The sequence below is a fragment of the Roseateles flavus genome, assembly GCF_039872765.1.
In the GTDB taxonomy this organism is placed as follows: domain Bacteria; phylum Pseudomonadota; class Gammaproteobacteria; order Burkholderiales; family Burkholderiaceae_C; genus Roseateles_B; species Roseateles_B flavus.
Genome location: NZ_JBDPZC010000003.1, coordinates 441,461 through 453,783, shown reverse-complemented (window position 1 = coordinate 453,783; position 12,323 = coordinate 441,461). Strand labels below are relative to the sequence as shown.

Annotated in this window: 11 protein-coding genes and 1 pseudogene; 1 reads left to right on the top strand and 11 read right to left on the bottom strand. The window is 61.8% G+C overall.

All coding sequences use genetic code 11. The features are described from left to right. The coding region (locus ABDJ40_RS09890) for an IS110 family transposase (protein WP_347609170.1) at positions 1 to 429 on the bottom strand (429 nt) is incomplete at its 3' end. Between the two features lie 65 nt (positions 430 to 494). Between ABDJ40_RS09890 and ABDJ40_RS09885 the strand changes: the two are divergent. Next, positions 495 to 1,340, top strand: a pseudogene (locus ABDJ40_RS09885) (IS3 family transposase); the annotation flags it as partial. On the opposite strand, the gene ABDJ40_RS09880 reads toward ABDJ40_RS09885, so the two are convergent. The 10 genes from ABDJ40_RS09880 to ABDJ40_RS09835 form a co-directional block, all read right to left on the bottom strand. Then, positions 1,297 to 1,782, bottom strand: a complete 486-nt coding sequence (locus ABDJ40_RS09880; RefSeq protein ID WP_347609168.1) for a hypothetical protein — start codon at positions 1,780 to 1,782, stop codon at positions 1,297 to 1,299. The pseudogene ABDJ40_RS09885 and the gene ABDJ40_RS09880 sit on opposite strands and share 44 nt — an antisense overlap. A 939-nt stretch (positions 1,783 to 2,721) precedes the next feature. Next, positions 2,722 to 3,606, bottom strand: a complete 885-nt coding sequence (locus ABDJ40_RS09875) for a DUF4435 domain-containing protein (protein ID WP_347609166.1) — start codon at positions 3,604 to 3,606, stop codon at positions 2,722 to 2,724. A 96-nt stretch (positions 3,607 to 3,702) separates the two neighbouring features. Next, the gene (locus tag ABDJ40_RS09870; protein WP_347609164.1) at positions 3,703 to 5,235 is read right to left on the bottom strand and encodes an AAA family ATPase; all 1,533 of its coding nucleotides are present in this window, start codon (positions 5,233 to 5,235) and stop codon (positions 3,703 to 3,705) included. 1,025 nt (positions 5,236 to 6,260) lie between these two features. Beyond that, on the bottom strand, positions 6,261 to 7,355 hold the full coding sequence (locus ABDJ40_RS09865; protein ID WP_430765625.1) for an NAD(P)/FAD-dependent oxidoreductase: 1,095 nt from the start codon (positions 7,353 to 7,355) through the stop codon (positions 6,261 to 6,263). 54 nt (positions 7,356 to 7,409) lie between these two features. Then, the gene (gene fdxA / locus ABDJ40_RS09860) at positions 7,410 to 7,733 is read right to left on the bottom strand and encodes a ferredoxin FdxA (protein WP_269629811.1); all 324 of its coding nucleotides are present in this window, start codon (positions 7,731 to 7,733) and stop codon (positions 7,410 to 7,412) included. A 70-nt stretch (positions 7,734 to 7,803) separates the two neighbouring features. Further along, positions 7,804 to 8,607: a uroporphyrinogen-III C-methyltransferase gene (gene cobA / locus ABDJ40_RS09855; RefSeq protein ID WP_347609160.1), complete on the bottom strand. Its 804-nt coding sequence runs from the start codon at positions 8,605 to 8,607 to the stop codon at positions 7,804 to 7,806. A 42-nt stretch (positions 8,608 to 8,649) separates the two neighbouring features. Next, a complete protein-coding gene (locus ABDJ40_RS09850) occupies positions 8,650 to 9,957 on the bottom strand; it encodes a sulfate adenylyltransferase subunit 1 (RefSeq protein ID WP_347609158.1) in 1,308 nt (435 codons plus the stop codon). 93 nt (positions 9,958 to 10,050) lie between these two features. Next, complete coding sequence (gene cysD, locus ABDJ40_RS09845; RefSeq protein ID WP_183103270.1) at positions 10,051 to 11,010, bottom strand: sulfate adenylyltransferase subunit CysD; 960 nt, start codon at positions 11,008 to 11,010, stop codon at positions 10,051 to 10,053. Then, entirely contained in the window at positions 11,007 to 11,810 is an 804-nt protein-coding gene (locus ABDJ40_RS09840) for a phosphoadenylyl-sulfate reductase (RefSeq protein WP_347609155.1), read from the bottom strand. The genes cysD and ABDJ40_RS09840 overlap by 4 nt, the downstream gene beginning before the upstream one ends. An 11-nt stretch (positions 11,811 to 11,821) precedes the next feature. Continuing rightward, positions 11,822 to 12,319 carry a DUF934 domain-containing protein gene (locus ABDJ40_RS09835; protein WP_347609153.1) on the bottom strand — a complete coding sequence of 166 codons (498 nt, stop codon included), beginning with the start codon at positions 12,317 to 12,319 and terminating at the stop codon, positions 11,822 to 11,824. Positions 12,320 to 12,323: the final 4 nt, after the last annotated feature.

The following is a 12,323-nucleotide window of genomic DNA, read 5'->3' as shown; positions in this document are numbered from 1 at the left end:
TTGGTTGACCAGCCGCGTGCGTGTTGACACCAGCAGCTCGCGGCTTCGATGCAGGAACTGCAATTCGACTTGCTCAAGATGCTTGACCTGCACGAAGCGCATCGTCGGGCGCGTTACCGCTTCGGCGATGGCTGTAGCATCGATCGCGTCGTTCTTGTTCGACTTGACATACGGCTTGACGAACTGCGCCGGAATGATGCGCACATCGTGACCCAAGGCGCAGAGCTTCCTCGCCAGCCATTGGGAGCCTGGACAGGCTTCCATGCCGATGCGGGCGGCAGGCACGTTGACGAAGAAGGAAACGATCCCGCTGCGATGGAGCTTGGCCTTCTTGACTGGCGCGCCTGCGGCGTCCAGCCCGACCAGGTGGAACCAGCTCTTGCCCAAATCGATGCCGTAGGTCACGGCGATCTTGTCGACGCTGCTCATGACGGTCTCCTCGGAAGGTGGGGTCTCGAACATACGCCCGAGGTGCGGGGCGGACCATCTCATTAATGGTGAGCCCGCTGGCTCGGCGCGCCCAGGTCGCCTTCGCTCGCGAGCGAGGCCTGAGTCTGCGCCGGGCTTGCGGGCTGATCGGCATGTCGCGATCCACGCCCAGCTACGAGCCCCGGCTGCCCGCCAAGGATGCACCGGTGATCGAGGCCATGAAGGCGCTGTCTGCGCAGTACCCGCGCTACGGCTATCGCCGCATCCGCGTGTTCCTGCGTCGCAAGGGCTTCGAGCTGAGCTGGTCGCGAGCGCATCGCCTATGGCGTCAGGCGGGCCTGCTGGTGCCCAGGAAGCGGCCTCGCAAGCGCATTGCATCGGTGCGCCCGAGGATCCACACGCCGTTCAAGGCCAACATGGTCTGGGCCTACGACTTCGTCTTCGACACCACGGCCAGCGGGCAGCAGATCAAGTGCCTGACGGTCGTCGACGAGTTCACTCGCGAGTGCCTGGCCATCGACGTGGCGGGCTCCATTCGCTCCAAGCGCGTCATCGAGGTGCTGTCGCGGTTGGTGAGCCTGCACGGCGCGCCACTGTTCATGCGCTCGGACAACGGCCCCGAGTTCGTCAGCCTGGCCATCCTGGACTGGATCGCAAGCTCCGGCATCGCCACGGTGCTCAACGATCCCGGCAAGCCCTGGCAGAACGGCACCGATGAAAGCTTCAATGGCAAGTTCCGCGACGAGTGCCTGTCCCTCGAATGGTTCCGCTCACGTCGCGAGGCCCGCGTCATCATCGAAACCTGGCGCCAGCACTACAACGAGGTCCGGCCACACAGCAGCCTGCAATACTTGACCCCGGCGGAGTTCAAACAGCATCTCCGCCAAGACCTGCAACCCGCCGTCTTCTAGGAATTACTGTCTCGATTAACCCGAGCAGGTCATCTCCAATCAGCGATGCCGCAATCGCTGCGTGATAGTTGGGCCAGAGCCCTTCGGCCGGTTTTTGCATCAGGTGCTTTGCAACGGATTCAACCGAATCGAACTTCCGGCGAAGCGTATGTACTTCAGTTGCCGCATGCTCGGCGAGCTGGGCTGCAACGTAGTGAAACTGAGCGTCGTCGTGAAACTCGTGGAACGGTTCAACACGATCGAACTCATTGAAGACCCAGTGATCCGCCGGATGCCAGAGCCACATGGCTCCGACGTTCAGATAGCTGCCCTTGCTCCACGAGCTGGGTTGGAACTCGACTGTTGCGGCCCACCATCCGTGGTCGTCGAACCAGAAGCGAGAACGCCCTTTCTGCGTGCACCCGATGGACCCGAGGTGCTCGCGGGCAGCAAGTGTCAGCAATCGAGAATGTTGCGATGAGGTCGCCAAGTCGAATGAAGTTTGTATCCCCTAGATGCTGCTCTGCACTCTGGGCGACCTTATAACAGCAGCTCGGGAGTCGGGGGCAGACCTTAAATCTGTAGGCCTTTAGATTCAAGGCCTGACCCCGCCTCTGCGCTGGCAGTCCATCAACGGCGCAGATTCCTGGGGCGCGAACCCCTGGGTGTGGGTCGTCGAGTTTGAGCGCGTTGACGCATCCACTCGATGACCAAGTAGGCAAGGAAGTAAGCCGCAGTTTTGGCGGCTATGTCGATGAGGAATTGAGTTTCAGGTGTCATCAGCTGCAGGCGTTGTTTTGCCTGAGCTGAATCATTCCGAAACCTGGCCTCAGATTCCTCTTGCGGGGTTTGGCAATGAGCTACTGCCCATGAGCTTTGGAGAGCAGCACTGCATAAGCACATCAATCCTTCTGCGCAAGCCGGCGGCGTGCCTGCTGAATCGGGCCAGGTCCCGGCGCATGGGGTTCCACCTGGAGACGAACTCCAGACGAGCACGGCGGCGATGGACGGCGGCGAGGGCGAGCTTTGCGGCGTTGGCCATTCTGGGGCTCCAGTTGTTGAACATGGCACCAATGTAGGCCCGGAGTCCGCGCGCAAAGATACGACTTCTGCCTCCCTCAGCCCCGCCCCGCAGGACAAGCTGATGGGCCGGCGGGCAGACCATCAGGCCCTCAAGCAGGAAGTGCAGCAGGCGGGGCCGACGCAAGAGGACCTGGACGAGCTCCACAGTCTGGTCTAAGCCGCCTTGATGTACTGCGGACGCTTGAAAACCGTGGCAAACCACAGGCTTGGGACGCCGGGGGCAGGGCTAAATTCTGAAGGGCTTGAAACTTAAGGCCTGACCCCGGAGCCTATGAAATTCAAGACAGTATCTGCCCCCGCCTCCCGGGTCCCGGGACCGCTAAATAACGCTTACTTCCGGAGTCGCGGGAAGCTTGGAGAAAATCCTATCTATGAAGTTTTTGAAGCCCTCCGGCGGAACCGATTTGGCGGCCAGTGAATCAAGGGACAAGCGGCCATTTGCGGTATTCTTGCGTTCTAATCCTTTGAAAATTTCTGAGTCTGGCTTGTTGCGCTCTTCGCCGAGTAGCTCAAGCCAGCGCTGAAAGAAGAGCAAGGCAAATTTACCTCTATAGCGATCTCTGCGATTCAGCGTCTTGAATGCGTCCTCATGTGCCGACACTTCTTGTTCTGTGGGCTCTCGATCGAGAACTACGATTTGCATTGGATCAAGGTCTGTGGAGCTGACATGAAGAAGCTCTACGTTTGCCAATAGCCTAATCTTGTCCGGGAAGGGTTTGCTATTCCGAATGCTAAGAGTACGAGCTAAAAATATTCTTCTATTGAGGGCTTCGGTGATAGATAGAAAAGAATCATATAATTCGTCAAATTTTCGTAGTACCGTTCGGCGGCATTCGGGTTCGCCGTGGCAGTGCAAGTCAACATTCATAATCCCTTCGAGAACTTTATGGCAAACCAATTGATTTTCAATGGAATATGTTTCCGTCATGAAAATATCGTCGCCGAACTCAACGCCCCGAAGGTCGTCAAAATCACGATCAACAAAGAAGAAGATGGAATCTCTTAGTCCAGTCAAGTCTCGTCTTAAAAGCTCCCGAAATTCGAGAACCTGTGCCTTTCCGCTGCAGACTAGGAATTCATATTTCATGCCGGGATTGATTTGTCTAAGCCAATGAAAATAAATAGTCTTATCCTCAATTCCTTCAAAGGCAAAGACGATGCAATCCCTGCAATGAGACCTGATTCCCGCGAGCTTTGACTTCATGACCGTCGGGGAATTCCTTGCGTCCCTCAATTTTTGGACGGTAGCCGATCCGCAGTCTTTTTTAGAAGTATCCACGCTTACCTCCACTTTGTGCCTTCAGTTACCGCCCTCGAAGTCTTGGTTCGAGATTTGTATGCGTAGTGCGGTGGCAAAAGCATCTAGTTCGTTGTCAAATATAAACGGCGAATGCGTAATGGCGATTACTTGTCGGCAATGTGGTGCGTTTAAAATATCAGGGAGTATTTTTCGCTGCCAATCAAGGGATAGTGAAAGTTCTGGTTCGTCAATTAGGATAAGCTTGTCGCGTGGGTATAGGTAGAGTCGGGCGAATAAGGAGATCATTTGCTTTTCGCCTGACGAAAGTGCATCCAGTGGAATTTCTTTTGCTGGGCGTTTGCGCCAAACGGAAACATCTAGAGTCGCGCGGTCTAGTTGGAGGTTTTTCTCATCCCTTACGTCAATCCCTTCCCCGTCAGTTGTTGAATCCGTGCCCGAGAGGTAGCGGTTGCAATTTCTGACGAAGCTGTCAACGATGTTTTCAGTGTCGCGCGTCTTTTGGATAACGCTGTTCAGTTTTCCCAAGAAGTAGGTAAGGAACTTTTGGGAGTTCTCGGGAACCCTCCCGGAATAAATTCTATCGAAGTCCGGAATCTTCGCTGGTCCATATGGTCCGTAATAGGGCGCGAATAGAAGTCCGCTTCGGCCGCCAGCCTTCATTCGTTCAAAGAAGATTCCTAGCTCTTGTCGGCTAGGCCGCTCTTCGAGGCTCGGGCTCTGCTTTTCAAAAGATCCGCTTATTAAGTCGTCAATAATGTTTGCACTAATTTCTGCATACTTTTGATTTGACTCAAACATGATCTCCTGATTCAACTCTTTAAGTCGAGCTGATATATCGGAGAGGCCAAACTGAATATCGCCGGTGTGCAGGCCTCGTCGAGTTAGGCCTAGGCGCGCATGAACGCTGACTGGTTTTCTTCCGTAGCGCGGCTCTTCTTGCTCCGGCAAAGAGAGCTCAATCCGGCGATACGTTGGAAGATAGACGATTTCAGTTTCACCGAGCGCTGTAGATACTTTTTGTCGTAGCGATTCGATCGGCGATCCAGGTATGCTCATCCCCTTGGATAGTTCCTGGAAGAGGGCGTACGTAGAATCGTATGTGTGCGTGTGGTGGTTGTAAACTTTGTTGAAGACGGGGTTTTGGTTAAGCAGTTGCCTCTTGCTGGATAATAGAGGAAATTCCCACAAAACAAAGAATAGGACATCTTGAGGATCTAAATCGAATTGCTTTGCTGTGCGCAAGATTGCTGAATTTTCGGCAACGTCCTTCAGGTAATGGTCTAGATCAGTCTTCTCCAGAACAAGCATTTCTGGCAAGGTTCTCAACTTGCATTCGATTCGTTGAAACGTCAGTTCGGCGAGTCTTCCGAATTGGCACCTTAGAAATGCATCCAATGCGCCTAACATTGTTGTCTTGCCCGCCCCATTGTGGGCAATTAGAATTGTTGCCGCGTATTCAGAGGCAAGACTGACCGATCGATAACCAAACAAGCCCTGAATTGCAAAGTGTTGAACGAGTGAACTCTTACCACCCGCATCACTGGCTGGCTGGATTGGGAAGTTGATGCTCATCATTTCCTCCTGTTGTTTTGTAAATGATAGATGGATTGGCGTGCAGCGCCATTGGTATATCCCCACGGGCGGGAGCAGATCCTAAGGTGAGTTCAGACTGCTTTTCGAATTTAATCCGCCCTATCGTGCCCTTGAATTTCACTATGGATTAGGAGGTCGTTGCCTACTGTTGGGGCGGCTCAGATGTACTGAATCTCAGTCTGTATAGGCAGCTCTGCTGAGGTGCATTTCACATTCGCCCGATAGGGTGCAGCTATGTCATGCGACCTATATTAAGTTGCGGCACTGAAGGGCCCATCGCGGCTCGACTTGAGCCGCCTGCTGACGTGCAGACGCCCCTTTCTTTGTTGCAGCGTAGATCAATGCATTTGGCGCTCCGCCCTGCCGCTGCGTGTCGGCCAGATAGCCAGTCCTGTTAGCCGAGCTCCAGTTTGCCGAAAACCACTTCAGCTGCAAAGCATCCTCTAGGCTGCGGGCATTGAATCAATTAGGAATTGCATAGGTCGCTCCAGTAACGCGAGCGCAAGAGACTCCTAGCTTGTCTACCAAGGGTCCCAACAAGCACGCCAAGCCGCTGAATCGCACCCGATTCTCAGGATCTCTCCCGAGCAAAGCCAGTATCACTTCCAGCGCTTCTAGTACCTCCAGCTGCCGCCGATACGTGTCCGCCAAACCCACTCGCGCAGTTCGTCCCCATTCGACCCACGCAGGGGCATCCGCCGTCTGCAAACCAAGCAGCCGGTCCAACTCATCAAGAATGTCGGGTATCCCCTGGCGCAGAACACGCCCAGGGTTGGATTGATCAGATTCGTCCATGAGATCTCCACAGAGAGTGACCCGCGGATCTCATCGGGACGCCAATCCCGTGCTCTGAAGGGCAGAGCGGCGATCAGTGTAGGGAGCGCCGCTGCGATCGTCCCCAAGCACCTCACCAAGCCTGTTGAAGCCCCCTCGCCACCGCGAGAGCTTCAGACAACAAAAAACCCGCCACACGGGCGGGTTCTTCGCAGACAAAAGGCCAAGCCTCAGTCAAACACCGGCGTCTCCACGCCCAGCACCTTGTGCAGCTTCGGGCTGGTGGTCGTGTACTGCAGATGCACGCGCTTCTCCGGGTTGATGATGGGCATCGCACCGAACGCGGCCAGGGCGGCCTCGTGGAAGCCGGAGAGGATCAGCTTCTTCTTGCCGGGGTAGGTGTTGATGTCACCCACGGCGAAGATGCCGGGCACGCTGGTCTGGAACTTCTCGGTGTCCACGAGGATCTGCTTGCGCTCCAGGGCCAGGCCCCACTCGGCGATGGGGCCGAGCTTGGGGGAGAGGCCGAAGAAGACGAGAACCTGGTCGCAGGGGACGACGCGGGTGACGCCGTCGCCGCCGGTGACCTTCACGCCCTTGAGCGCGCCATCCTCGGCTTCATCCAGGTCGGTGACCTGGCCGACGATGAACTGCATCTCGTAGTTGTCGCAGAGTTCCTTCATCTTGGCGACGCTGGCCGGGGCGGCGCGGAAGCCGTCGCGGCGGTGCAGCAGGATGACGCTCTCGGCCTTGTGCGGGTTGCCGTCTTCGTTGCCGCCGCAGAAGTTCAGGGCCCAGTCGAGGGCGGAGTCACCGCCGCCGACGATCAGCAGGTTCTTGCCGGCGAACTGCTCGGGCTTGCGCACGCGGTAGTGCACTTGCGAGCCCTCGTGCTTGTCGATGCCGTCCACCTTCAGGGTGCGGGGCTGGAAGGAGCCCACGCCGCCGGCGATGAAGATGGTCTTGGTCAGGAACTGCGTGCCCTTGGAGGTGGCGACGAAGAAGCGGCCGTCTTCCTGTTTCTCGACGGTGGTCACTTCCTGGCCCAGATGGAAGGTCGCGCCGAAGGGCTCGATCTGCTTCATCAGGTTGTCCGTCAGCTCCTTGCCGGTGACGACGGGCAGGGCGGGGATGTCGTAGATGGGCTTGTCGGGGTAGAGCTCGATGCACTGGCCACCGGGGTAGGCCAGGGAGTCAATGATGTGGGCCTTGATCTCCAGAAGGCCGAGTTCGAACACCTGGAACAGGCCCACGGGGCCAGCGCCAACGATGACGGCATCGGTTTCGATCACGCCGGCAGACGCGGAGGAGGTCGCTTGAGTCACTTGAGGATCCAATCTATCGAGTCCGGGCCCCTTGCTCGTGGCCCGCAGGGGTAATCAGCGGATGAGTTCGGAGAGCTTGTCGCTCTTGTCTTTCCATTCGTCCGCGTCGGGCAGGGCGGCCTTGCGCTTGGTGATGCTGGGCCACTTCTTCGCCAGGTCGGCGTTGATCTTGATCATGTGCTGCTGGTTGCCCGGCACGTCTTCCTCGGGAACGATGGCGTTCACGGGGCACTCGGGGATGCACACGGCGCAGTCGATGCACTCGTCCGGATCGATGGTCAGGAAGTTCGGACCTTCACGGAAGCAGTCGACGGGGCAGACATCAACGCAATCGGTGTACTTGCAGCGAATGCAGGCTTCGGTAACGACGTGGGTCATGGAGCAGCTCTAGAGTTGTTGGGCCCGGGGACCGCCAGCGCATGGGCGCTCTGGCGGCAAAGGGCGGATTTTAATCGTGCGCGATCGTCGGCTCCACTTGATGGGGCTCAACTTGGGGGCATTGATCGCCCGGCGTGCGCGCGGCCAGGGCTTGCGGCAAGGCGGCGCGCTGTCGCACCGGGGACACCGGCGCGGCACCCGCGCCGACGGTGACCACCGTCGGGCGGCCGCGGTGCAGCAGGCTGGCGGCGGGCAGGGTGTCGACGGTGTGCTCGCTGCTCAGGGCATCGGCACAGCCCGCGCGGGAGACGACCATCACCGGCGTGTCACCTGCCCATCCGGCCAGGGCCAGCTTGCGCGCCAGGGCGCCGAGCTGGCGGCCGGCCATGTAGAAGACCTCGGTGTCGGCGCTCTTGAGGGCCTGGAGGTCGCCGTCCTTGGTCATGGCGGTCGTCAGGGCCACGCTGCGGCCCTGGCCGCGGCGGGTCAGGGGGCGGCGGGTGTGGGCGGCGGCGGCAATGGCGGCGGTCACGCCGGGCACCACTTCCGAGTCGATGCCGGCCTCGTCCAGCGCCAGCAGCTCCTCTTCCAGGCGGCCGAAGACGCTGGCGTCCCCGCCCTTGAGGCGCACCACCACGCCGGCCTGGCGGGCTTCGCGCACCAGGGCGGCGTTGATGGCGGTCTGGGCGGTGGAGTCGCAGAAGCCGCGCTTGCCCACGTCCAGCCAGCGGGCGCTGGGGGCGAACTCGCGCAGGGCGGGGTCGGTCAGGGCGTCGAACAGCACCACATCGGCCTGCTGCAGGGCGCGCAGGCCGCGCAGGGTGATGAGGTCGGCGCTGCCGGGGCCGGCACTGACGAAGATGACGCGTCCCATGTGATGCTCCTTGGGGTCAGGTCTTGACTCGTGGGTGCCGGCTCAGCGCACCAGCAGCGCACCCGAGGTGCGGTTGCTGGTGGGGTCGACGACGATCAGCGCGCCGGCCACGCGGTTCTGGGCATAGGCCGCCAGGGGCAGCGGGGCTTGCAGCTCGACCACGACGTGGCCGATCTCGTTCACGGCCAGCTCGTGGGCCTCGGTCTCGGCCAGGGTGTGGATGTCCAGGCGGTGCTCGATGGCGCTGATGCGGGCCTGCACCCAGCGGTTGCCGTGGCGCACCCAGTACTTGCGGCCGATCTGGGCCGGCTCGGTGTCCAGCCAGGCCAGCGTGGCCTCGAACTGCTGGCGCGGGGCGGCGCTGCCGGGGGCGACGATCCAGTCACCGCGGCTCACGTCCACCTGGCGGTCGAACACGAGGCCGGCGGACTCACCGGCCACGGCATGGGCCACCGTCTCGCCCGCACGGCGGACCTCGGCGATCACGGCCTTGACGCCGCTGGGCAGCACCTCGACCTCATCACCCGCCTTCACCTGGCCTTGCGCGATGCGGCCCCAGAAGGTGCGCGGCTGGTAACCCGTGCCTTCGCCTTCCTTGCTCACGTACTGCACCGGCTGCTGCAGCGGGCCCTCGACGGTCTCTTGCGCCGTGGGCAGGCCTTCCAGCACCTGCAGCAGCGAGGGGCCGGTGTACCAGGGGGCGTCCAGGGGCTGGGTGACGTTGTCGCCGTTCAGGGCTGAGACGGGCACGATGGCCGTCACGGTGATGCCGGCTTCCTCGGCAAAGCGGCGCAGCGCGGCGCTGACCTTGGCGAAGCCTTCGCCCGCGGCGTCGGCGGCCAGGGCGTCGATCTTGTTGACGGCGAACACGATGCTGGGCACGCGCAGCAGGTGGGCCAGCAGGCTGTGGCGGCGGGTCTGCGGCAGCAGGGGCACCTCGGCCTGGGCCAGGTCCAGCTTGGTGATGTCCACCAGCACCACGGCGGCGTCGCTGCCGGCGGCGGCGGTGACCATGTTGCGGGTGTACTGCTCGTGGCCCGGAGCGTCGGCAATGATGAACTTGCGCGCCTTGGTGGCGAAGTAGCGGTAGGCCACGTCGATGGTGATGCCCTGCTCGCGCTCGGCCTCCAGGCCGTCGGTCAGCAGGGAGAGGTCGATGGGCTGGCCGGCGGCGCGGCGCTCCAGGGTGTCCAGCTGGTCGGCGAGGATGGCGCGGCTGTCAAACAGCAGGCGGCCGATCAGGGTGCTCTTGCCGTCGTCCACGCTGCCCGCGGTCAGGAAGCGCAGGGCGCGGTGCTGGGTGTCCACGTCCTGTTGGTGGACCGTCTCGAATTGGGGAACTGCACTCATGGCTTGCTCAATCTGTAGTCGTCGAGTGAGGCCCGGGGTCAGGTCTTGCCTGAGCGGCGGGCTCGTCGCAGCGCGGGGCGCCGCGGGGTGGCGTCAGAAGTAGCCTTCTTTCTTTCGGCGCTCCATGGAGGCATCCGAGGTGCGATCGTCCATTCGCGTGGCGCCACGCTCGCTCACCGTCACCGTCAGGGTCTCGGCCACGATGTCGGCAGCGCTGGCGGCGTCGCTCTCCACCGGGCAGGTGCAGGTCATGTCGCCCACGGTGCGGAAGCGCACGGTGGCGGTCTCGACCGTCTCGCCGGCCTCGGGCGGCGTGACCTCGGTCAGCGGCACCAGCAGGCCCTTGCGGCGGATCACCTGGCGCTCGTGGGCGTAGTAGAGCTGCGGCAGGGGGATGTTCTCGCGCTGGATGTAGAGCCACACATCGAGCTCGGTCCAGTTGCTGATGGGGAAGGCGCGGAAATGCTCGCCCGGGCGGATGCGGGTGTTGAACAGGTTCCACAGCTCGGGGCGCTGCTCCTTGGGCTGCCACTGGCCGAAGCTGTCGCGGTGGCTGAAGATGCGCTCCTTGGCGCGCGCCTTCTCCTCGTCGCGGCGGGCGCCGCCGATCAGCACGTCGAAGCGGTGCTCCTCGATGGTCTCCAGCAGCGTCACGGTCTGATGGCCGTTGCGCGATTCCAGCGGGTGCGCGAGGCGGATCGTGCCCTTCTTGATCGAGTCTTCCAGGTGCCCGACGACCAGGCGCTCGCCCATCTCCGCCACGCGGCGGTCACGGAATTCGATGACCTCGGGGAAGTTGTGGCCGGTGTCCACGTGCACGAGGGGGAAGGGCAGCTTGCCCTTGAACTCGTTGCCGGACACGCGTTGCTTGAAGGCCTTTTCAGCGAGTCGCAGGACCACGCAGGAATCTTTGCCGCTGGAGAACAGCAGGCCCGGGCGCTCGAAGGCGGCGGCGACCTCGCGCAGGATGAAGATGGCCTCTTCTTCCAGGTGGTCCAGATGGCGGTGGTCGACGTTGGCGACCAGGTGTTCCAGGTTCACGGGGGCGTTCATGCAGTCGCTCCAGACTTCAGATCTTCATTGCTCTTGGCCTTGTGCAGGCCGCATTCCTTGGCGTTCTCGTCCTCCCACCACCAGCGGCCGGCGCGGAAGTCCTCGCCGACGGCGATGGCGCGGGTGCAGGGCGCGCAGCCGATGGAGGGCATGAACTGGTCATGCAGGGCGTTGTAGGGCACGCCGCGGGTCTGGATGAAATGCCAGACGTCGGCCCAGCTCCAGGCGGCCAGCGGGTTGAGCTTGGTGCGGCCTTGGCCGTCCGGCTCGCTGAAGGGCACTTCGGCGCGGTTGGCGGACTGCTCGCGGCGCAGGCCGGTGATCCAGGCGCTGCGGCCGGCCAGCATGCGCGAGAGCGGCTCCAGCTTGCGGATGCCGCAGCATTCCTTGCGCAGCGCGAGGCTCTCGTACATGGCGTTCTCGCCGCGGGTCTTCACGAACTGCACGACGGCGTCCGCCACCGGCGTGAAGACCTGCACCTCGATGCCGTACTGCGTGCGGATCTGTGGGATCAGCGCCAGCGTCTCGGCGTGCAGGCGGCCGGTGTCCAGCGTGGCGACGGCCACGGGCAGCTGCAGCTCGGCCAGCAGGGCGGTGATGACCATGTCCTCGGCGCCGAGGCTGCTGGACTGCAGCAGCGCGTCGCCGAACTCGGCATGGGCCTCGCGCAGCAGGGCGCGGGTCTCGTCCAGGCGCGCGTCGAAGCCGGCGGTGGCGCGGGCGTAGAGGCTGATGGCCGAGCTCTGCGGTGCGTTGCCCAGCGGCAGGAAGGACACGGCGTCGGAGGCGCTGTCGCTCATGACCGTGCTCCTCAGGCCTGGCTGGCCAGCACTTGGGCGAAGTGCGGGCGGGGCTCGCTCACATCGCCCTGGTAGTGGCCGGGGAAGAAGGTCAGCGCGCGCTCTGCGGCGTCGCGGTGCTGGTCGCCGCGCAGCTGCACGGCGTCGAAGCCGGTGCGGGCCAGCAAGGGCAGCATGTCCACGAGCACATCGCCCACGGCGCGGATCTCGCCGCTGAACTTGTAGCGCACGCGCAGCAGGCGGGCCTGGGTGTAGGCGCGGCCATCGACCCACTTGGGGAACTGCAGGGCGATCAGGGCGAGGCGGGGCAGGTCGGCGACGAGCTCTTCCACATCGAAATCATTGGCGAGCTCCACGCCCACAGGCAGGCCGGCGGGCCAGGTGTCGCGCACGGCGTGCCATTGCTCCAGCGTCAGCAGCAGGTTCGGAGCGGCGCTCGGGTGGGGCAGCGGGCCGTCCTCGCCGGCCACGCGGTGCCATTGGTCGTGGTGGGTGTCGATGAACTTCATGGCG